Here is a 20,775-nt window from a genome sequence, read left to right as displayed (position 1 = left end):
ATTATGTATGTATATCATCCGGTAATTTCTTTAGAGGAAATTTAATGAAACTGTAGAATCTAGTTTATACTAGAGGAACCCATCACTCTTTAGTTATATAAGGAATGGAGGATTAACAAATGAACCAACAAAGAACATTAAAACATCTTATGGATGCTTTTGCCGGTGAATCCCAAGCCAATAGAAAGTACCTTGCTTACGCAAAAAAGGCCGAAAAAGATGGTAACCTCAACGCCGCCAAACTCTTTCGGGCAGCGGCTGATGCTGAGACCCTGCATGCCCTCAGGGAATTGGAGCTCGCTGGTAAAGTAGGTTCCACCGTGGATAATCTGAAGGATGGAATCGCCGGTGAAACCTATGAGTTCGAAAGCATGTACCCTGATTTTATTAAAGTCGCTGAAGAAGAAGGCAATAAAGCAGCAGTGACCACCTTTACTTTTGCAATGAAAGCAGAAGAAGTCCATGCCAAGCTCTATAAAGATGCTTTAGAGAACTTAGACGCAAACGAAGAAGTCTTCTATTACCTCTGCCCTGTCTGTGGCAACATCGAGAAAATCGTCCCCGAAAAGTGTTTTATCTGTAATGTACCCGGGGATAAATTCATTAAGTACTAAAGTTAAGCATACTAAGGTTAATGGATCAGCAGGTCTATGAGTCCGACCTTGTCGGTAAGCACGGGTCGCCCTTAAAGGGCGATCCGTGCTTTTTTTCTTATCCATGTTTCAGGACTTGAAAAGTCTTGACCACCCCACCTATAATTAAAATAAGGCTTGAACTGTTTACTCTTAAAGGAGTTGTGTTTCATTGGAACCAAAAAAGACCTCAGCTATTTTCTTTGCCGTCCTCGCCGCCTTGCTTTTTGGCATTAGTTCTCCTGTCTCTAAATTGTTACTGGCGGAAATCTCCCCTACCATGATGGCTGCCCTCCTCTATCTGGGCGCGGGACTGGGGATGTGTGCTGTTCGCTTATTTAGCCGTACACAGGGATCGGAAGTTAAGGAAGCCCGAATCACCCAAAAGGATTTCCCCTATGTCTTGGCCATGATTGTCTTGGATATTGCCGCTCCCGTATTTTTAATGGTGGGCTTAGCTTTAAGCTCAGCAGCTCATGCTTCTCTTTTAGGAAATTTTGAAATTGTGGCAACCTCTCTCATTGCCTTACTTATCTTCAAAGAATCCATAGGCAAGCGCTTATGGGCCGCACTCGCCTTAATTACTTTGGCCAGCATTATTCTTTCTGTGGAAGATCTCAGCAACTTTACACTCTCCCTAGGATCAATCTTTGTTTTGCTGTCATGCATTTGCTGGGGATTTGAAAACAATTGCACGAGAAAGCTCTCCATAAAAGACCCCATGGATATCGTCATTATTAAAGGCTTAGGCTCGGGTATGGGGGCTTTAGCTTTAGCACTGCTCCTTAAAGAAGGGTTCAGCAGTATCGGGTATAGCTTATGTGCACTTTTGCTGGGTTTTGTCGCTTATGGATTGAGTATCTTCTTTTATGTGCGGGCACAACGTGAATTAGGCGCAGCGAGAACCAGTGCTTATTATGCACTGGCTCCTTTCATCGGAGTTGGTTTATCCTTTGGGATCTTCAGGGAAATACCCACTCCCTCTTTTCTCATCGCCTTAGGGGTTATGATTGCAGGAGCCTATTTAGCCTCCAGTGAAGATCATGAGCATCTTCATGAGCATCCTGCCCTCACTCATGAGCACCGCCATTCCCATAAAGATCACCATCATAATCATCCTCACCCGGATTCCTTTGATGGTGAGCACAGCCACATCCATACTCACAAACCACTGGCTCATTGCCATCATCACACCCCGGATATACATCACGGGCACATTCATTAGCATAAGGATGCCCGAGATTTTCTTAAATCATTGTTCGAATTAAATACTCCTGTAAATAGTGTGCTATAGGCACATCTGCCGGAAGCAGCTCATAATTCAGCAACTGATTAACACTAACCCATTCATATCGGTCGTGGACCCGCAGCTGGATATCCCCTTGGAGGATCTTGACTTGATAGGCTAATAAACGGATTGATCCTTGAGGATATTCATAGAGGCTTGATTGGATATACTCCTGCACCTCTGTTTCTATCCCAAACTCTTCAGAAAGCTCACGCCTTAAACAGGCCTCGGGAGTCTCCCCCGTTTCCACTTTCCCTCCGGGGAATTCCCAGCCTCCCGCATGCTTTTCACCGGGAGCTCTTCGGGCAATCAGGACTTTTTTACCTTTAACTATAATGGCAGCTGTGACATCTTTCATTGTCTAACCTCACTTGTATATGCAGATTGGGAAGATGATTGATGTTCTCTCTTGAGTTTACAACAGATACTTGGGTTTAGCCATGTTTGGCTGTGGGGAGTTGGGTTACGCTTGCGAGTCTTTTCCGGGAAGTTGGCTATGCTGTTGTCGTAGTACCTGCAGATGAATGAAAGGCGGGGTTAGGTTAGGTCGGGTCAGGTAGCTTTCCGCACAACGTTCACTCAATAGCTCCCTTTTGTGTGTAAAGCTACGCTGACGGGTCCTTTTTAGCACCGCTTTCCACATCGCTCTGCCCCCAAGCCCTGAAAAAGCATCCCAAGGATTTTGATTTCAGGCAGAGAACGGATTCAAGTGAGCAGGAAAGCAATCTTCGTGAAAAGACAGCAGCGGAGGTCTTGAGCGATTAGATTGCTCCGCGCAGCTTATGGAGTAAACGCCGAAAGCAAAATCCTGGAGACTTCTTTCGGATACTTAGGGAGCCTGCTTTCATATCCTTTCCCTAGATCGGCCAAAAGCCCCAGGACCCTTTGTATCAAAGGACTCTGGGGCTTAATGCGGTCTTGTTTGAGAACTTACAAAAATGCTTTCAACTCCTGCACATTATTTTCTTCGAAACGCAAGAGTCGTTCCATTAGGTTGAGGATATTCGGCTCAGCGTCCTGATATTTTTTGATATTCTTCACTGCATTGATTATACCCATATTGCTGCCGACAATCAGCATTTCGGCGATATGAGAAGGGCTTTTATCAGTCAAAGTCTCAAAGCCAATCATCAGGTAGGTACGTATTTTCTCCAAAGTACTGATACCCTTTTCATCAAAACCATTTTCATTCAACATGTCTTTAGCTGCCTTATGGATTTCCTGATATTCCTTATATTGAGATTTCAGATGGTTTTTGAACTTGTCATCTTCAACGATTTCTATCAATTGGTTAAGGGTTGACACACCCATCTGAGAGTTCTGGTAGATGAAATTTAAGAGCTCAGCATTTCCATTCATAGGAATCACACTCCTTTTCGCTAGTATTGCCGAAAAAAGTGTGCGTATCCAAGAATTACATCTTAAATCAAATGTAAAAAGTTCTTCTCATAGATTTTTTCTGCTTCTTCTGCTATTAAAGGTTTGCTGAACAAATACCCTTGAATGGTATTGCAGCCGCTTGCTTTTAATTGCTCATACTGCCATTGCTCTTCAATGCCTTCGGCGGTAATCACCAAGTTAAGGCTATGAGCCAGAGAGATAATGCTCTCGATAACTTTGATATTATCGGGGCTTAAGAACTTATCGCATAAACTCTTATCCAATTTCACCTTATTCACCGGTATGTAGGTCAGATAATTGAGTGAGGAGAAACCTGTGCCAAAGTCGTCCAAAGCTATTTTTATACCCAATTCTTTGATCCGCTCCAAGAGCTCCAGAGTAAGTTCGGTCTCCTCCAGTAAGATACTCTCCGTAATTTCAATCTCTAAATACTGAGGATCTAACTCATACTCCTCCAAGGTATTGATGAGGAACTGAAGATAATCCTTATCTCTAATCTGTTTGCTGGAGAAATTGATCGAGATGGGTTTGCGGGGATGGCCTTTATCCCGCCAATTTGCTGCCTGACGAATGGCCTCTTTAGTCACTGCTCTGCCGATCTGGCAGATCAGATCCGATTCCTCAGCGATACCAATAAATACATCAGGAGGAATAGCGTGGTGCTTTAAACGTACCAAGGCCTCAAAGCTCTCTATCTCACCCGTCTTTACATTGACTTGAGGCTGATAAACCAGGTAGAACCCGTCCTCCTGGACTGCCTTCTGAATAATTCCTTCCGTAACTGCTTTATTGCGGAGTTCCTGCTGCATTTCTTTATTGTAAAGAAGATGATGGTTTTTGCCGTTGCGTTTGACTTGATATAAAGCGGTATCTGCATTCATAATCAGCTGATCAATATTTGTGCTGTCCTCGGGATAACGGGTAATCCCCATGCTAAATTTAATCGTATACTCATTGCGATCAACAGGAATGGGCTGCTCGAATAGTGTACGAATATGTTTAATGCACTCCTCCATGCTACAACCATCCCGATTCGTAATCAGCACGAGGAATTCATCGCCACCGAATCGGGAGATAAACATATTAGGGCAGGCATTATCCGATAGCTTTTGAGCTACTGACCTTAAGACCTTATCTCCCCAAACATGACCTAAGGTATCGTTGATTTCCTTAAAATTATCAATATCCATCAGAATAATGTATAAAGGCTGACCCTTTTCCACCTCTTCTTGAAGTGTTTTCATAAAGGACATACGATTGGGCAGATTGGTCAGATAGTCATAATGGGCAAGGTGATCAATATGCTCCTGCTGCCGTTTCCCTTCCGTCACATCCGTTAGAATTCCGTAAAGGATGACCTCCTCTTCGCCACTTCCCTGGATGGATTTGCCATGGGCTTTTATCCACCGGGGCTGATTCGAGCTGGGCTTAACCGGAAACTCAACCATAATCTCGCTCTTTTTTCCATCCAGATAAGCTGCTATTTCGTCATTAATCAATTGGGCGGTCTTTTCATCAAGGTATTTTTTCATGAGCACATCAAAGGGCTCCATCCATGGAAAGGGATGGGAAAGCCAGTTTTGAAAGTTCTGGGAGAAATAGATATTCCGATTGCTCAGATTCAGTTCCCATACCACGCTATTGGTACTGTAAATGGCGTGCTCATACTTTTGATTAAAAAGCTCGATTCTCTGGACATTCTCTTCGATAAGCTTATATTGATGACGAAGTTCTTCTTCGGTAGCTGCCAGCTCCTCATAAGTAGCTGAGAGTTCCTCATTGCTCTCCCTCAATTTTCGCTGCATGGTACGATGTTTAAGGCTATCGATACCCATTAAAGTGCTAATGATCATCATAATGAACAAAGCGGCAAATACACCCATGAGCAGCTTCATGTTTTGCTCAAAATAGCTGACTTCTTTATTGAGCAAAAATGCATCTCCGGGAAGCAAGTTTTCCGGAAGATCAAATTGCTGCACCACTTGATAATCAAAGATGGCATGATAAGGACTCTTGTTCATCATCGGAATGTCCTGGACAGGAGTTCCGCTGAGTACCTGCACAGCCATTTCACCAGCACGCTTTCCCATCTCACGATAGGATATCTGCATTCCTCCCAGAAATCCCTGACCTACCCCGCCGATGGTCGGCCGATAGACAGGAACATGGGTGTTGGCGCTAATAAAGGCTGCCGCCTCATCAATGGATAGGTCGACACCTGCCTTGTCCCTGTACATACTGCCTATAAATAGGACAATGGTGTCATCCTTGATCTCTTGCAGGATACCCGCCATTTCCTCCTGGGTATGTTCGGAAATATTTACATCTTCAAAACGCAGGCTTGGATAAAATCCTACCGCACCATAAAACTGATCCTTCTCCCCCATCCCGGTGATGCTGCTTTCGACAAGACCCAGGACCCGATTGACATTCGAGTTAAATTTCAGGGCGAGTTCTATATTCTCTTTGATGGGAACACTTTCCACAATACCGGTTATGTATGAGCTGCGCGCTGCCTCTTCCGCCCGGTTGATATCATTTATCCCTAAAAATAGAATAGGGAGCTCGGCAAAAAGCTCCTTCTGATAAGTCATGGCAAAATCAAGAGCTCGATCATCCCCTACAATGATGGCATCATAGGGTTCGGTATGGTCCAGTTTGTATTGCAGGGAAGTGAAGAAATTATGGACATTTTCCTGAGTATCAAACCGCTTGGTATCCATATATTCAATATCCAGGAGAATATTCTGTGGATCCAAAGCTTCGTGAATCCCGGCAATTTGTTCCGGTACAGTCTCAAAGCTTTCCGAGTACGAACTGATAAACAATACCCGCTGATTGGTCTGAGCTTGAACCGATGGTTTTGGGCCGCTGAACAAACAGAAAAAGACAATCAGGATGATAATGAATTTTTTCATTAAGTTGTTGTTAATAATTGTCATCCGCATGCCTCCTCTTAGTTATTTATACACTATTTTCTGACTATACTCAATTAATTTTTTCGAACAAATTAAACAAAAAACTAAAAAACAATCGTATCCTGGGCTATGGTATAATAAATATGGGTGATAACGATGCAAATATTGAAAAATGATTGGCACGAATTATTAAAGGATGAATTTCAGCAGGAATATTATCAAAAGCTGAGAAAGTATTTGGTACAGGAGTACCGAACCCGAACTATATATCCCGATATGTACGACATTTTTAATGCCCTGCATTTTACCCCTTATAAAGGTGTAAAAGTGGTCATCCTGGGGCAAGACCCCTACCATGGTCCGAACCAAGCCCATGGATTAAGCTTTTCTGTTAAACCCGGTGTACCGGCTCCGCCCTCCCTGCAAAATATCTTTAAAGAATTGCAGGACGATCTTGGATGTAGGATTCCCAACCATGGTTACCTCAAACAATGGGCAGATCAGGGGGTTTTACTCCTGAACACTTCCCTGACCGTTCGCGCCAGTCAGGCCAATTCCCATGCTCAGATAGGATGGCATCAATTTACGGATAAAGTGATCTTCCTCTTGAATCAGCGCCAAGAGCCCGTGGTGTTTATCCTTTGGGGAAAAAATGCGCAGACCAAGCAAAGTATTATCACTAATCCTCAACATTTCATTATAAAATCCGTTCATCCCAGCCCACTCTCTGCTTATGGTGGATTTTTTGGCAGCAAGCCTTTTTCTAAGGCCAATAACTTTTTAGTATCCCAAGGTAAGGAATCCATTGATTGGCAGATTGAAGATCTCTGATCCGGATTAGTTTACTTACTTTTTATCTAGAAGCAACTTCCTCTTAATTAAGGGAAGTTGTTTTATATTTGGTCGTCAAGCCTATTGACACGTGCTGTCTATAAAAGAGAACAGGTACTCTAGTTTCATCGCAGCCTTCCTCAACCCTGGCCATTAATAAAAAAATGCCCTCCCCTGGGCCCTTTGGCCTTTGGAGAAAGCAATGTCTCTTCATGAATTAAGAGCAGAGCAGGAGTATTCCTGTGTAGGAACAAAGCCGATTGAGAATCCTACTATTAATGATGATTTTAGAAAGTACTATCTGGCTTGATTGTAGCCGAATCCGCCGCAGCCGCCTTGGCCACGACCAAACATACCTCCTCCATAACCGGATCCCATCATTCCGCGTCCTCTACCATAGCCATCGCCGTAGCAATAAGCCTGATTCTCTTCAACGGATGTAATCATTCGATCTGCTTGTTGCTGTGTCAAATCTCCGGATTCAACTCTTTGAGCCAAAGCATCTTTTTTCATTTCCAAAAGCTCTTTTTGGAATTCATCCAGTTTACCAACCTCATCGGCCATGGCTCCTAGGCTTTTACCTGTTTCATAGTGTTCAGTAAGTACCCCTTCTACTGTTTTTCCGGTGATTCCCGCTAATGCCTCTACGGGGTTCTTATAGGCAGAGGCAGCCAGGACCGTTGAGGAAGATACCCCTACTCCGAGCACGATGGCTCCAATCAGTATAGCCTTTTTGAACTTTGTCATATTCATACCTCCTAATTTTTTATACCCTAGGCTTAAAGAAAACCCGGCTTCGCCGTGCCTTTGACCCATATCCCCAGTGAGGCAAAGCCGTTGGTTGTCCTTATGCTTAGAAAGTATATAACGCAAGTTTATACTTTCTGATAGTGTCAAGAATTCTGTCTGAATCCTTGATTATAGAGTAATCAAAAATTATGACAGAACTATGTCTTTTCTAAGCCAAAACCATTGTATTTCTCAGTCCTTAATAAACGGATTAAGCAGTATAATAAGACGCCGGTCCAGAAGGATGACTTTTGTCACACAAGTTTTTAACAATACTATGGTAAAATGGGCTAAAGGCAATTAGGGAGAGATCGTTATGTTAACTTTATTAATTGCGGATGATAATAAACAAATTACATCGATATTAGAAGAATATGCGAAAAAAGAAGGCTATCAGCCTCATATTGCTTTGGATGGCTGCGAAACACTGGAGCTTTTTCATAAGCTTCAACCCGATCTGGTCTTATTGGATGTGATGATGCCTAAAGTAGACGGTTTTGAGGTTTGCCGGGAAATTCGTAAAACCTCAAATGTCCCTATCATCATGATTACCGCTCGGGGCGAGGATTTCGAAAGGATCATGGGGCTGGATATCGGGGCAGATGATTATATCGTCAAGCCCTTTTCCCCCGGTGAGGTGATGGCGAGAATCCGAGCTCTTCTGCGCAGAATCAGTCAAACCGACGAGCAGAAAAAGCAAGTTTTCTCCTTTGATAACCTTATGATCAATCTGGACGACTATCTTGTGACCATTGACCAACATCCTGTCTCCTTAACCAAGAAAGAAATCGAAATCCTCTGGACTTTGGCATCGAATCACAACAAAGTGTTCTCCCGGGATAATCTCCTCAATAGCGTTTGGGGCTATGATTACTTTGGAGATATCCGTACCGTGGATTCCCATATTAAACGCTTGCGCTCCAAATTGGATTCCTTCCCCCATGAAAATTGGGAGATTAAAACCATTTGGGGTGTGGGCTATAAATTCGGGGAGAAAACGAATGAAGAATAAAATCGCCCTTAAACTCACCCTTTATTTTTCCATGAGCCTGCTCTTGTTCTCACTCATTATCGGCAGTGTGTTTATGACGTTGTTCAAGAATCAGACGATTCATCTGCACAAAGTTGAAATGGAGAAACGCGCGGTCTCTATTGCCGGGACTCTTTCGACTTTAATAAGCAACTCCAATGCCGCCACTGATACCCGCGGCAACGCGGCCGGAAAAGGCGGCATGAGCGGTGCGGGCGGTATGGGTGGCATGATGCACGGCATGGGTATGGGCATGGGCGGCATGATGCAGGGTATGGGAGGATATAGCTCTTACCTCCAATTCCTTGATAAGATCGCTATGGCAGATGTCTGGATCGTGGATGAATCCCTGCAGCTTATGACCATTGGCCATATGACCAACCGGCAGATTAACTATGCCGATTTACCAGCAGACGCTGATCAGGTTGTCAAAGAAGTGTTTCAGGGTAGAACCACCTTTAGCGAAGGCTTCAGTTCCCTTCTCAATACCCCTACCTTAACTGTGGGAGCCCCCATCAAAGCTGGAGATAACGTGGTCGGTGCCTTGCTTCTTCATTCTCCCATTCAGGGAACCAAGGAAGCTCTTCGGCAGGGAGCAGGGATTCTAGCCATGAGCATCGGAACAGCTCTCCTCTTATCCCTTCTCCTTTCCATTCTCTTGGCGTATACATTTACCAAACCTTTAAACCGTATGAAAAACTCCACTCTTCAACTGGCTAAGGGTGACTATCTGGCCAAGACCGGAGTTCAGCAAAAAGATGACATCGGGGAACTAGCCTCAGCTATTGATATTCTCAGTGAGCGTTTGGAGCTGGCCAGCCACGAAAGCGAACGTCTGGAACAACAGCGTCGCGACTTCATCGCCAATATCTCCCACGAGCTTAGAACCCCTGTAACGGTCATCCGGGGTTCTTTGGAAGCTCTCTGTGATGAAGTCATTGCTGATCCGGATCAGATCAAGGACTACCATAGGCAAATGCTTAATGAAAGCATCTTTTTACAGCGCCTGGTGAATGACCTTTTGGATTTAACCCGTTTACAAAATCCCGACTTTAAGATGGAGATGGAGGAAATCAACCTTGGGGATCTGCTCCGTGATGTGATCCGAAGTGCTCAAAATATCGCCCGCAGTAAAGATATCGTATTAAAAACAGAATTAGATCAGGACGCTCCTCTTTGTTCTATCCTGGGAGATTATGTGCGTCTCCGTCAAATGTTCCTGATTATTTTGGATAACGCCATAAAGTTCTCCCCACTTAAAGAGGAGGTATGGATCACTTTTGCGAATAATACCGTAACCATCCGGGATAAAGGAATAGGTATCGCCCTTGAAGATTTGCCTCATATCTTTGACCGCTTTTATAAATCAAAAGCCGTGGAGAATAAAACCGGAACCGGCTTGGGACTGGCTATTGCCAAGCAGATTGCCGATCGGCACACCATTCGCGTCTCTGTAGAGAGCCAACCCAACCTAGGAACTCAATTCAGTTTTCACTTCAAATGTATTTCACCGAAAGGATGATCCTGTGGAGTATCTACTTTTATTTTTGGAAGGAATTATTACCTTTATCTCTCCTTGCCTGCTTCCCATGCTGCCTATTTACATTTCCTATTTTGCAGGACAAGGATCCGATGACAAAACAATGAGAACCCTGACCAATGCTCTTGGCTTTGTTCTGGGCTTCACTCTGGTCTTCGTTACTCTGGGAGCTTTTGCCGGCACTTTGGGCGGCTTTTTCCGGGAATATAATCAGGGGATCAATCTTGTAACAGGGCTTATCGTGATTGTATTTGGGCTCAATTTTATGGGTGTGATCCGGATTCCCTTTCTCAATATCAATCGGCAGATTAATATGAAGATCGTGAACTTAGGATTTTTCTCCTCTTTGCTTTTCGGCATCATTTTCTCCATCGGCTGGACTCCTTGTGTGGGAGCATTTTTAGGTTCCGCCTTGATGTTCGCCGCTACCGAAGGGGAAAGTCTCAAGGGAATACTCATGCTTTTGTGCTTTTCCTTAGGACTGGGAATTCCCTTTGTGGCCAGCGCTCTGCTTATTGAACGCCTGAAATCCACTTTGGGCTTTATTAAGAGAAATTATCGAATTATTAACTTTTTGTCCGGAGGACTTCTCGTTCTGGTGGGAGTATTAATGGCTACAGGGATGATGGGATATTTCCTGACTCTGCTTACCTTTTAGTCATCACACATCCACATTATAAAAGATAAAAAACACTATCCTTGAGGAGGTAATTATGAATAATAATACCAAGTTGATTCTGGGCATTGTCGTCTTTGTCCTGTTTCTAGGGGGAGCTTATGGGGTCTATTCTTCTTTATCGGCAAAGTATGGGTCTACTCAGGAATCCGTCACCCTGGAACAAGAAAAGCCCAGTTCCCAAGAAGGAGATCCTGCTGCAGCCCAGGAAGAAAAGAAAACTATGGCCCCTGATATCACAATCTATGGGACTGACGGCGCTGAGTATAAATTATCGGATTTTCAAGGGAAGCCTGTGGTACTAAATTTCTGGGCGTCCTGGTGCCCTCCCTGCCGTGAGGAAATGCCCCATTTTAACGAGGCTTACGCTCAATATAAAAACGAGGTGGCTTTTCTTATGGTGGATCTGGTGGATGGCCAGCGGGAAACCGAGGAATCCGGCCAGGCTTTTGTGAAAAAGGAAGGGTATGCATTCCCTATTTATCTGGATAAGAACACCCAAGCTGCCTCTGTCTATGGCGTTTCCACCATTCCCACCACCCTATTCATTGATGAGGAAGGATATATCGTAACCGGGTACCGGGGACCTTTAAAGAAAAGCACTTTAGAGACCGTGCTGAAAGGTATGGTTAAGCAATAAACCAGCTGGGACTGCACCGGCAGAAGATGAAAAGACGGCTCGGGTCGTGTAGCTTATCCTATATCCAGGCCACTCAAACCCGAAAGACAAGCCCAAGGATTTTGCTTTAAGGCAGAGAACGGATTCTAAGCGAGCAGGTAAGCAATCTTCGCGAAAAGACTGCAGCGGAGTCGGGTTGGAAACAGGACGTTTCCAACCGGCTATGAGGCAGGAGCCGATTTAGCCGGGAACCCGACGCAGCGGAGGTCTTGAGCGATTAGATTGCTCCGCGCAACTTATAGAGTGAACGCCGAAAGCAAAATCCTGGAGACAGCTTTCAATGCTTTCCAAATCACCATCACCCTACGGAATCAAAGCCTGATAAGATCACGAAAGAAGCCGCGACAACAGTTGTCGTGGCTCCTTTTTTATGCCTGGAGCAATATTCAAAGCAGTTCAATCATCGCTTAGCCCAGAGGATACTCCGAGATCTTTGTATAAATTCTCTTGAACTGGATTTGCTCACTTTTAAAGAGGTGAATCCTCTCCACATGGGTAGGGCTGAACTCAAAGCCTTCGACCTTTGCATTGATTTCCTCAAATCCGCCTTCAAACACGATATCCTGTCCCAGGGTGATATGGGGACTAAAGCGCCTTCTCTCGGGAGGAAAGCCTAGAAGGACCAAGGCCTGGCTCACCTTTTGATGGAGGGACTCCATCTCCTGGATATCACCGGCTAATCCCAGCCATAATACCCGAATGGATTCTTTGCCGGTGAATACTCCCAGGCCCTTTAACTCTAAATTAAAAGGACTTTCTCTTTGGCATAGTCTCAGCAGGGCTTCATCAATATCTGTCTTCTGAGCGGGAGAAATTTCATCTAAGAACTTTAACGTAAGATGAAAATTATCCCGATGTTTCCATCTTCCTCTCTGGGCATAACCTTTCAGCTTCTGTTGAAACCCATAGATTTCATCCTTAATTTCTTCAGTAAAATCAATTCCCACAAAGGCTCTCATGTTTTTGCCTCCATAAGTTCTCTAAATTGGCGATGCTTTATAATTACTGACTGTCTTTTACCCCGGCACAAGGAATGCTGGACTTCATAAAGGCGTACCAGGCAAGTATGGAAATCCCTGATCCTATGGCGATTAAGGCACCCAGGCCGACGACGATGTTTCCCCAGGAGATGGAGGCGATGGCCATACCTAAACTGCCGAATAGTGTAAAGGACATATTGATAATGGAAGACATGGATCCCGCATCCCCTTTTTGCTGTTCCATGAGAATATTCGTACTGAAGGGACGCATAACCGTTCCTGTAAGGGACATGAGGATAATCCCCACCAAAAAGATAAAGGGAGACAATTGTCCTAAGGTCATAATAAGAACTCCGCTTAAAGCAGCCACACCAAAGCACAACACGGCTAAAGCCCTCTTATTGAAATTAATAAAGTAGCGGATATAGATAGCCGGCCCTAAGATCGAGATTAAGGCATTGGCAGCAAAAAAGTAGCTATACATCTGCTCACTGAGACCAAAATAATCGATATAGACATAGGAAGAGACCGCGATATAGCCCATAAAATGGATGGAGCCAAAAGCAAAAATGAGGGCTGGGATAATAAAGCTTTTGTTCCTGGCCACCACCACCAAGCGGCTCCAGGAGCCTAAGAGACTACCCCGGTAGCGCTCTTCTTCTCTCAATGTTTCTTTATATAGGATAGTTAATACTAAATTAATTATGCTAATGAGAGCTAATAACCAAAAAGATCCTCGCCAATCAGTGAAATACAAAATCCATGCGCCGACGATGGGGGCAAGCATAGGGGCCAATCCGGAAATCGATTGAGTGATGGCCAGAATCGTTTCCCTATTCTTCCCTGTGAAGCAATCTTTAACTATAGCCATGGAGGCGGAGGTAATCCCTCCTGAGCCAATTCCTTGGCAGGCGCGGGAAATAATTAAGAATGTAATACTGGGGGATAGGGCACACGCAATACTGCTGGCAATATAAATAGCGCTCCCCATCATGATGATGACCTTCCGGCCATAACGATCGCTTAAAGGTCCCCAAACCAGAATACCTGCTGCGTAAAATAGGAAAAACAGGCTCAGGGTTAAATTCGTTATGGCGGCACTACTGCCGAAATATTCGTTCATGGTCGGCAATGCCGGCAGATACAGGTCCATCGATAAAGGAATAAACATATTCATTAATACGATAAAGGCGATAAGGCCCTTTCTTCCCAGGTGCTTTTGACCCATTCCTTCTTGCTGTCTTTCAATAATTCCTTGCATAGTTTCTCTGACCCCTCTTCATCCTGATGTATAGTTGTATATATATTTCCTATTTTATATTTTCTTCTGACAAATTACCATTAAAAAAAATAAAGCTCCCTCACATGGGGGAGCCCTACCTTTCTAATCAAAAAACTAAAATCAGCCAAGATTTTAAAAATTAAACCCAGTACTGGATGCGCCGAAGGCTTTGACCTCAGCTTCTACCTCCACTTCGATTTCTGCATCCTTAAAATACTTCCGCCAATCCGGGGCAATTTTCTCCCAATCCCTGGGATGATAGCGATGAAGATGTTCATTAAAGCCGAAAATATCTGCATCATATTCTTTTGCCTTGGCGACAGCTTTACATACCAAGTCGATAATCTTTTCCTCAATGTCCTTTTCCAACGCCGGTCGATCCTTCTCTGTCAGTATTGGAGTACTTGCTTCGTGCACTACACCTTTGGTTTGAATATGTAGGGTAAATTTGGGCTTTCCCTCCACCAGCCCTGAGGAAATCCGCCCCTTGGCGCTGGTAATAAAGTAACTGAATATGATATCTTCCCGCTCCACTGGAAGAGGGATCTCAGGACTTGTTGGATTTCCGACACTGAGGATATACCCTAAAGTTTCTTCGTCCCCCAGCCACCCCACCAACTTTGTATCACGAACCACTCCAAACCCCTGAATTACTACTGATTGCTCCGCTGTCTCTTCTCCTTCCTGCTGGTTGTAGACCTTGATCTGGGGTAATACGGCATCCCGGTCCTTGCGAATAATCTGCTTACTGAAATCTAAAGCGGTCATTTTGAGGGATGCTCCACTTTCCTCCGCGGTTTTGTCCGCAATTTTGCGCACCTCTTTGGATAGAGTGAAACTCAATTCAGGCTCTGTCTGCAGAATCCTAAAGGCTTCTCCCTCACAAGTAAAAACATCAACACTAATACGAGAGCGGGGAAAACGCAGGTCCGCGCCCATGATGTTGGGGAGTTCTTCACGGGCCACTCTTTCCCCTATAATAATGCCTACATTATGCTCAATAAAATTCATAGCCGGCAGGCGCATGACCAGTTGGTTAAAGGCATCCTGGATAGTAATTCCTGTTCCTTTAAGCAGAATTTCATGAGCATAGGATTTTCCTTTTCCCCCACCGGTTTGATCTGTCGTCAAATCCAGGATGCGGGTAGAAATCTGCCATAGATCCTTCCCATCGACGGTGACCCTATCCCAGGCAATAAGGGTTGAGACAGCTAAGTCCTCCACTTCCTTACTATCCCAGCATCCGCTCAATAGGAGTAAACTTGCTATAAGACCGAAAAATAGCAATCCGCGAATCTTCTTCTTCACCGGGTTTTTCTTCCTTTCTTAAATAGGTAAGCCGCTCCCAATAAAAGGCCTGGTATCACCAATTGGAAGACATACGCAAAAGGCGGCCAATATTTGCTCAAAACCAGGTTTAATTCCACAGCATTGTTCAGAAAAAAAGTTGAGGCCGCAAATAGAGCCGACCCAAAAAGAATTACAATCCATTGACGGGATCTCCAGCCAAACACTTCGGCGACCACAGTACATCCCAAATAATAGGCTAAGGTAAGCTTCACAATGGCCCCTGCAATCCAGAGGAAGATGATGAAGGTCTCGATACGCAAAAAAGTGCGCCCCACCTCGATAAAGCGGATCATCAGCCAAAAAGGCAAGTCGTAGCTGGCTGATAGTTCCGGGCCTAAAATAAGCAATGTTAAAAGAATGTTCCCAGTAAAGAAGATGGCGGCAGCTATAATCGCCCAGGAGCCCTTGCGAAAAATCTCTTTGCGCTTATTGATATACGGTAATAAAAAAGCCAGAATAATGCATTCACCAAACCAGGAACCCGGGACAAAGGATGCCTTAACCACCGCGCCCAGTCCCCCTTCGAATAGGGGGAGTAATTCTTCCAGGTGCATATCCCGAAAAGAAAAAAAAGCAATGCTCATCAGACTAACCACAAACAGCGGAAGCACAAATTGAGCGGAGCGAGCGATCACTTCGATACCCAGCAAAACACCATAACTGCAGACCAATAGAAAACAAAGGCCGACAAACCATGTGGGGGTATTCCCCAAAAAGAAGAGAAAGAGAATCTCGGTAAACTGCTGTATAATCAAGAAACCGGAAACAAAGAAATAGAAAATATAGCCTATCCCAATGATTTTGCCAATAATTTTCCCCGCAATAACCGTACTGTATTGGATTAAATCCTTCTCTGGAAAACGGCGGCCAAGCTTTACAATTAACCATAGGGAAAAAAATCCGGGGCCTGATGCCAGAAGGGGAACTATCCAAGCCGACTGCTTGGCATCCTGGACTGTAATACTGGTCACATAGAGAACAGCCGTTGTCATCATCGTTAAAAACAAAAGCACAGTGAACTGTGAATCGGATATTCGTTCTTTATTGATGGGAGCCCCCTCCCCCTTGATCAGGCTTTTGAGGTCCCTGATTCCGGGCTTGGCGCTCCGGTTCCTTACCTTCATACAACCGGGGGCGGGTGATCATGGCCCACCAGGGTACACGAATGATGCTGTCTTTAAAATCTCTGGGACTGTAGGGAGCAAATGGGCTGAGATAAGGTACGCCAAATGATCTCAGACTAGTGAGGTGAAAGAGAATGAGCATAAGAGCAAACATAATTCCCACGATTCCTAAAATAGCTGAACACACGAGAAGGAAGAAGCGCAAAATACGGATAGATGTCCCTGCCGGATAGTTAGGAATCGTGAAAGAGGAAATGGCCGTCAAAGCCACTACAATCACAGATAACGGAGACACAAAACCGGCATTTACTGCAGCCTGGCCAATGACTATACCCCCTACGGTACTGATCGCCTGGCCTATGGTTTTGGGAAGACGGACTCCCGCTTCCCGAAGCAACTCAAAGGTTATCTCCATGGCAAGAATTTCCATGAAAATGGGAAGGGGTAATTCTTGCCGAGCGCCTGCCACAGTGGCGAGAAGCGGCAGAGGGATCAACTCTTGATGAAAGGAAAAGACAGCTACTGTTAAAGCCGGGAGCATCAGAGAAAAATTCAGGCCGATAAAGCGCAGAATTCGGACAAAAGTAGAAAATTCGGCAGAAATATAGTAATCCTCGGAAGCCTGAAGCATTGTCGAGAAGGTGCAGGGTACCACAAGACTCACAGGAGTATTGTCCACTAAAATCGCCACTCTTCCCTCCAGCAAACAGCCGGCAACACGGTCAGGACGCTCCGTAGTAAAGATCAAAGGGAAATTTGATATAGGTTCATCCTGAATCATTTCTTCGATATAGCCACTGGCCAGGATTCCATCTATTTTAATCCTTTTCAGGCGGGTCTTTACTTCTTCAACGATTTTATCATTGGCAATTCCTTGAACATAGCATACCGCGATTTGAGTGCGGCTTAAATCCCCTATCTCAAGTGTCTCCATTTTTAAAAGGCTGGTACGTATGCGGCGGCGCAGGAGCATGATATTGGTGGACAAACTTTCTACAAAGCCGTCTTTAGGTCCCCGGACAACGGGCTCTGAGTCAGGTTCGGCTAAAGTTCTTGTTTTCCCCCCGGGAGCATCCATCAGCAAAGCACTGGAAACTCCATCCATCAGTAAGGCCACCTTAGAATCCAAGATCCCTTTTGTTACTTCACCTATGTCCTGGGTTGTTTCAACACTAGCTGCCGTGCTTAAGCGATTCTGGACATAGTGAATGGCTTTGTTATCTATTGACTGATCATCATCTCTTAATTCGGGAGCTACATACATGATCGGTTCCAGCATCTGCTCGGAGATTCGTTTAGCATCGGTAATTCCCTTAAAATAAATCAGTGCGGCACGGATAGGTTTACCGGCATTAATTTCGAATTCCCGGAAAGAAATGTCTGCACATAGATCAAAGGTCTGTTTTAAGCTTTGCAGGTTTTCCTGGAGAGAATTGTCCAAAGGCCCAGATTGGATTCCCCATTGACCATCTTTTTCATTTCTATTTTTTTTAGTTCCTAAAGAAAGGGCTTTTTGAGTTAATTCCTTAAACAATGTGCTTCCCTAGCCTTCCTGAACAGCAATTTTACAGAGGACCACCATTGGGTATGGTTAGTGTGTCAAATAAAGGTAATTTTCATGCTAAATCAACCAGGATTGTCCTCAAAATGAAAAAGAATCCTTGAACATCAGTCCAAAGATTCTACTCTTCACAGCATGTTTTAAAACTCTTTTCTATTATAGATACCGATGGAGGCTTTCATCGAAAGGAGAAGCATACCTATAACAATCAAAGGAGATGCATACCCTAATAGTTTTATGGTTTCAAGACTGGGGGGTTCAATCCCTAGCCGAGGAAGCATCATTGCGACCATAGAGGGGATAAAGAACACCAGCAGTACAATAAATCTGGCCTTTTCTATACCAAATTTAAAGAGTATAGGCAGGATTACGGCGAGCAAGAACAAACCAACTCCACCCAGTGCCAGAGTCATGATGAGCAGTTCCCTGATTTCCATTTCACCCGTAAAAAAGACAATGACTCCACCGAGAACTCCCACAATAACGACTCCTAAAAGCTCAGCAATGATCGCAAAACAATATTTGCTTAAGACAATGGTTCTTCTTTGGATGGGCATAGATAGAGCATATTTATCCCATTTGCTTTTTTCATCATAAGCCATTGTGGTCATCGGTAACATAATACATAAAAGGATAATCATAGCGGCCAACATACTGGGATTTTGAAATACAATCGAATACACGGCATAGAATACCAACAAGGCCAAAAGTATCTTGCCTTGAGTCTTTAGCGCAAAGATATCCTTAATCATCAATCCTTTCATTTTCCTGCCCCCCTGCTATAAAACAGCATTATATCCTCTATTCCTGCTGAATCCACCAGGAATTTCCCTTTGAGTTTTTTTCTTTTAACCAAGGCTTCAATGCCGAACTGATTTTTCCGATAGCCTATGATCAACTCTTTATCCAATTGGTCCAATTCTGTATGGCTGCATTTTAAGATCCCATAATCCTCCAGGAGCTGATCCTTTGCTTCGCTGAATAACACCTCTCCACTATGAATAAACGTAATATAGTCGGCGATTTTCTCAAGATCACTGATGATATGTGAAGAAATAAGAATGGAGTGTTCTTCGTTTTGTATAAATTCCAGGAAAATATCCAGAATCTCTTCCCGCACCATAGGGTCTAATCCACTGGTGGGTTCATCGAGAATCAAGAACCTAGGGTGATGAGAGAGTGCTACGGCAATGGACAGCTTCATTTTCATGCCCCTGGAATAATCTTTGACTTTTTTCTTTGGTACTAAGGCAAACCTCCGGAGATAACCCTCAAAGATCTCCTGATCCCAATTCTTATAGACATTTTTCATCATTAAAGAGATATCTATGGCATTCATATTATCCGGAAAGTTACTCTCGTCAAATACCACTCCTAAATCTTCCTTGATCTCTCTCTCATGGGTTAAATTATCCTTGCCGAAGATCTCTACTTCTCCCCCGTCACGTCGAATCAAATTGAGCAACAGCTTTATTGTTGTACTTTTTCCTGCTCCGTTCTCCCCTACCAGACCCATAATGCAGCCCTGGGGCAAGGAAAACTTGACATTCTTTAATTGAAACTCATTATATTTTTTAGATAGATTTTTAACTTCAAGGACATTCACCATTTATTCCTCCCCTTCCTTATAAAGCATAGTCGTTATCTCCAGAAGCTCTTCCAGGGATATATCTGAGAGCTTTGCTGTCTCAATAGCTTTTTGGAGGTATTCCTCTATCTTCCGCAAATGCTCTTCCCGTATTAACTCTGTATTTTGCGAAGTCACAAAACTTCCTTTTCCCATGATGGACTGGATAAATCCATCCCGTTCTAAATCTTCATAAGCTCTTTTCGTTGTAATCACACTAATGCGCAATTCTTTAGCCAGGAGGCGCATGGATGGCAGGGCATCCCCAGGCCTGAGTTCCCCTGTTATAATTAAGTTCTTTATTTGAGAAGTGATCTGCTCATAAATAGGCTTCCCGCTGGAGTTGCTGATAATAATATCCAAAAGATCACCTCCTGCCGCGTAAAATAGTGTATATATACATTATATACACTATGATCACTTAGTCAATACGTTTATACTTTCCACAATAAAAAAACAGCTGGGTATTCCCTCAGCTGTTTGAACGATGACCGATTTACAAGTATAGGCAATTTTGTCAGGAGATTTATTGAGGCATCCTGATTCTTGTTCTGACCAATCCGGCGAACTCTCCGTCAATTGTATAACTGCTATAAGTAATGATCATTCCTATGGCAGTTTTCGTAAACTCTTTCATTTCACCAGTCTTAAACCTTCCGATAAATTCACGTATCTTCTCTCTGTTCTCAGACTTATGGCAATCTACCACATCCAGCCCAATAACCGGCTTATTATAAAACTCTTCTTCGAAACGATTAGCCCAAATTACTTTAAAGTCTGCATCAGTAACCAATAATCCTGCGGAGCTTTCGTAGTAAGCCTTCTCTAAATTCATGATTCATCCCCCTAAATTCATTTGCTTTTGTCTTTTGTACTTTTCTCTGCTCATCATTCTTTGTGATTTTCTAATTTCTCTTCACTTAATATTTCAAATTTTCATTTTATATCTATTCTTTATAATTTACTTATTTCCTCTTAATCTTCGACTTTTTTCTTTCTTCTTCCTCAGGGTCAAAATAAAAAAGAGAGTGATTTACGACGAGGTAATTCACTCTCTTTTAAGATAA

The 20,775-nt window shown here is 43.8% G+C and carries 20 protein-coding genes; 7 read left to right on the top strand and 13 right to left on the bottom strand.

From position 1 onward, the window contains the following. Positions 1 to 119 precede the first annotated feature (119 nt). Complete coding sequence (locus tag DESDE_RS08910; protein ID WP_014793708.1) at positions 120 to 614, top strand: rubrerythrin family protein; 495 nt, start codon at positions 120 to 122, stop codon at positions 612 to 614. 190 nt (positions 615 to 804) lie between these two features. Beyond that, positions 805 to 1,857 (top strand): DMT family transporter, encoded by a 1,053-nt coding sequence (locus tag DESDE_RS08905; RefSeq protein ID WP_014793707.1) that lies wholly within the window; start codon positions 805 to 807, stop codon positions 1,855 to 1,857. A gap of 22 nt (positions 1,858 to 1,879) precedes the next feature. Here the strand turns inward: DESDE_RS08905 and mutT are convergent, their stop codons facing one another. The 3 genes from mutT to DESDE_RS08890 form a co-directional block, all read right to left on the bottom strand. Beyond that, on the bottom strand, positions 1,880 to 2,278 hold the full coding sequence (gene mutT / locus DESDE_RS08900; protein ID WP_014793706.1) for an 8-oxo-dGTP diphosphatase MutT: 399 nt from the start codon (positions 2,276 to 2,278) through the stop codon (positions 1,880 to 1,882). 572 nt (positions 2,279 to 2,850) lie between these two features. After that, on the bottom strand, positions 2,851 to 3,279 hold the full coding sequence (locus tag DESDE_RS08895; protein ID WP_014793705.1) for a hypothetical protein: 429 nt from the start codon (positions 3,277 to 3,279) through the stop codon (positions 2,851 to 2,853). 62 nt (positions 3,280 to 3,341) lie between these two features. Next, positions 3,342 to 6,269 (bottom strand): ABC transporter substrate binding protein, encoded by a 2,928-nt coding sequence (locus DESDE_RS08890; protein ID WP_174270145.1) that lies wholly within the window; start codon positions 6,267 to 6,269, stop codon positions 3,342 to 3,344. A gap of 126 nt (positions 6,270 to 6,395) precedes the next feature. On the opposite strand from DESDE_RS08890, the gene DESDE_RS08885 reads away from it, so the two are divergent. Then, the gene (locus DESDE_RS08885; RefSeq protein WP_014793703.1) at positions 6,396 to 7,070 is read left to right on the top strand and encodes a uracil-DNA glycosylase; all 675 of its coding nucleotides are present in this window, start codon (positions 6,396 to 6,398) and stop codon (positions 7,068 to 7,070) included. A 297-nt stretch (positions 7,071 to 7,367) separates the two neighbouring features. On the opposite strand, the gene DESDE_RS08880 is transcribed toward DESDE_RS08885, so the two are convergent. Next, positions 7,368 to 7,823 (bottom strand): DUF2680 domain-containing protein, encoded by a 456-nt coding sequence (locus tag DESDE_RS08880; protein WP_172637601.1) that lies wholly within the window; start codon positions 7,821 to 7,823, stop codon positions 7,368 to 7,370. A 352-nt stretch (positions 7,824 to 8,175) separates the two neighbouring features. Here DESDE_RS08880 and DESDE_RS08875 point away from each other — a divergent pair, with 352 nt between their 5' ends. The 4 genes from DESDE_RS08875 to DESDE_RS08860 are packed head-to-tail and all read left to right on the top strand — an operon-like array spanning position 8,176 to position 11,745. After that, a complete protein-coding gene (locus tag DESDE_RS08875; RefSeq protein WP_014793701.1) occupies positions 8,176 to 8,871 on the top strand; it encodes a response regulator transcription factor in 696 nt (231 codons plus the stop codon). Next, positions 8,861 to 10,411, top strand: a complete 1,551-nt coding sequence (locus DESDE_RS08870) for a HAMP domain-containing sensor histidine kinase (protein ID WP_014793700.1) — start codon at positions 8,861 to 8,863, stop codon at positions 10,409 to 10,411. Before DESDE_RS08875 ends, DESDE_RS08870 begins: the two co-directional genes overlap by 11 nt. A 4-nt stretch (positions 10,412 to 10,415) precedes the next feature. After that, on the top strand, positions 10,416 to 11,087 hold the full coding sequence (locus DESDE_RS08865; RefSeq protein WP_014793699.1) for a cytochrome c biogenesis CcdA family protein: 672 nt from the start codon (positions 10,416 to 10,418) through the stop codon (positions 11,085 to 11,087). Between the two features lie 55 nt (positions 11,088 to 11,142). After that, positions 11,143 to 11,745, top strand: coding sequence for a TlpA family protein disulfide reductase (locus DESDE_RS08860; protein ID WP_014793698.1), 603 nt, complete (start codon positions 11,143 to 11,145; stop codon positions 11,743 to 11,745). A gap of 446 nt (positions 11,746 to 12,191) precedes the next feature. Here the strand turns inward: DESDE_RS08860 and thpR are convergent, their stop codons facing one another. The 9 genes from thpR to DESDE_RS08815 all read right to left on the bottom strand — a co-directional run bounded on the left by thpR (position 12,192) and on the right by DESDE_RS08815 (position 20,543). Further along, positions 12,192 to 12,743, bottom strand: coding sequence for an RNA 2',3'-cyclic phosphodiesterase (gene thpR / locus DESDE_RS08855; RefSeq protein WP_014793697.1), 552 nt, complete (start codon positions 12,741 to 12,743; stop codon positions 12,192 to 12,194). Between the two features lie 43 nt (positions 12,744 to 12,786). Beyond that, positions 12,787 to 14,025 (bottom strand): multidrug effflux MFS transporter, encoded by a 1,239-nt coding sequence (locus DESDE_RS08850; protein ID WP_014793696.1) that lies wholly within the window; start codon positions 14,023 to 14,025, stop codon positions 12,787 to 12,789. 153 nt (positions 14,026 to 14,178) lie between these two features. Continuing rightward, positions 14,179 to 15,354 carry a Ger(x)C family spore germination protein gene (locus DESDE_RS08845; RefSeq protein ID WP_014793695.1) on the bottom strand — a complete coding sequence of 392 codons (1,176 nt, stop codon included), beginning with the start codon at positions 15,352 to 15,354 and terminating at the stop codon, positions 14,179 to 14,181. Continuing rightward, a complete protein-coding gene (locus DESDE_RS08840) occupies positions 15,351 to 16,430 on the bottom strand; it encodes a GerAB/ArcD/ProY family transporter (protein WP_256379868.1) in 1,080 nt (359 codons plus the stop codon). The genes DESDE_RS08845 and DESDE_RS08840 overlap by 4 nt, the downstream gene beginning before the upstream one ends. Positions 16,431 to 16,437: 7 nt before the next feature. Continuing rightward, the gene (locus DESDE_RS08835) at positions 16,438 to 18,054 is read right to left on the bottom strand and encodes a spore germination protein (RefSeq protein WP_014793693.1); all 1,617 of its coding nucleotides are present in this window, start codon (positions 18,052 to 18,054) and stop codon (positions 16,438 to 16,440) included. Between the two features lie 167 nt (positions 18,055 to 18,221). Continuing rightward, positions 18,222 to 18,845 (bottom strand): ABC-2 transporter permease, encoded by a 624-nt coding sequence (locus tag DESDE_RS08830; protein ID WP_014793692.1) that lies wholly within the window; start codon positions 18,843 to 18,845, stop codon positions 18,222 to 18,224. Beyond that, positions 18,842 to 19,690 (bottom strand): ABC transporter ATP-binding protein, encoded by an 849-nt coding sequence (locus DESDE_RS08825; RefSeq protein ID WP_014793691.1) that lies wholly within the window; start codon positions 19,688 to 19,690, stop codon positions 18,842 to 18,844. Before DESDE_RS08825 ends, DESDE_RS08830 begins: the two co-directional genes overlap by 4 nt. After that, positions 19,691 to 20,071, bottom strand: a complete 381-nt coding sequence (locus DESDE_RS08820; protein ID WP_014793690.1) for a GntR family transcriptional regulator — start codon at positions 20,069 to 20,071, stop codon at positions 19,691 to 19,693. It lies immediately after the preceding gene. A gap of 163 nt (positions 20,072 to 20,234) precedes the next feature. After that, positions 20,235 to 20,543 (bottom strand): hypothetical protein, encoded by a 309-nt coding sequence (locus DESDE_RS08815; RefSeq protein WP_014793689.1) that lies wholly within the window; start codon positions 20,541 to 20,543, stop codon positions 20,235 to 20,237. Between the last annotated feature and the right edge of the window lie 232 nt (positions 20,544 to 20,775).

The organism is Desulfitobacterium dehalogenans ATCC 51507 (assembly GCF_000243155.2).
GTDB classification, from domain to species: domain Bacteria; phylum Bacillota; class Desulfitobacteriia; order Desulfitobacteriales; family Desulfitobacteriaceae; genus Desulfitobacterium; species Desulfitobacterium dehalogenans.
The sequence above is the reverse complement of the archived record's forward strand: the minus strand, read 5'-3'. Positions and strand labels throughout refer to the sequence as shown.

Bases quoted from the DNA above. Each gene is read 5' to 3' on its own strand.
- DESDE_RS08910 (WP_014793708.1), top strand. From the start codon at position 120: ATGAACCAACAAAGAACATTAAAACATCTTATGGATGCTTTTGCCGGT.
- mutT (WP_014793706.1), bottom strand. From the start codon at position 2,278: ATGAAAGATGTCACAGCTGCCATTATAGTTAAAGGTAAAAAAGTCCTG.
- DESDE_RS08895 (WP_014793705.1), bottom strand. From the start codon at position 3,279: ATGAATGGAAATGCTGAGCTCTTAAATTTCATCTACCAGAACTCTCAG.
- DESDE_RS08890 (WP_174270145.1), bottom strand. From the start codon at position 6,269: ATGCGGATGACAATTATTAACAACAACTTAATGAAAAAATTCATTATC.
- DESDE_RS08885 (WP_014793703.1), top strand. From the start codon at position 6,396: ATGCAAATATTGAAAAATGATTGGCACGAATTATTAAAGGATGAATTT.
- DESDE_RS08880 (WP_172637601.1), bottom strand. From the start codon at position 7,823: ATGAATATGACAAAGTTCAAAAAGGCTATACTGATTGGAGCCATCGTG.
- DESDE_RS08875 (WP_014793701.1), top strand. From the start codon at position 8,176: ATGTTAACTTTATTAATTGCGGATGATAATAAACAAATTACATCGATA.
- DESDE_RS08870 (WP_014793700.1), top strand. From the start codon at position 8,861: ATGAAGAATAAAATCGCCCTTAAACTCACCCTTTATTTTTCCATGAGC.
- DESDE_RS08860 (WP_014793698.1), top strand. From the start codon at position 11,143: ATGAATAATAATACCAAGTTGATTCTGGGCATTGTCGTCTTTGTCCTG.
- thpR (WP_014793697.1), bottom strand. From the start codon at position 12,743: ATGAGAGCCTTTGTGGGAATTGATTTTACTGAAGAAATTAAGGATGAA.
- DESDE_RS08850 (WP_014793696.1), bottom strand. From the start codon at position 14,025: ATGCAAGGAATTATTGAAAGACAGCAAGAAGGAATGGGTCAAAAGCAC.
- DESDE_RS08830 (WP_014793692.1), bottom strand. From the start codon at position 18,845: ATGAAAGGATTGATGATTAAGGATATCTTTGCGCTAAAGACTCAAGGC.
- DESDE_RS08825 (WP_014793691.1), bottom strand. From the start codon at position 19,690: ATGGTGAATGTCCTTGAAGTTAAAAATCTATCTAAAAAATATAATGAG.
- DESDE_RS08815 (WP_014793689.1), bottom strand. From the start codon at position 20,543: ATGAATTTAGAGAAGGCTTACTACGAAAGCTCCGCAGGATTATTGGTT.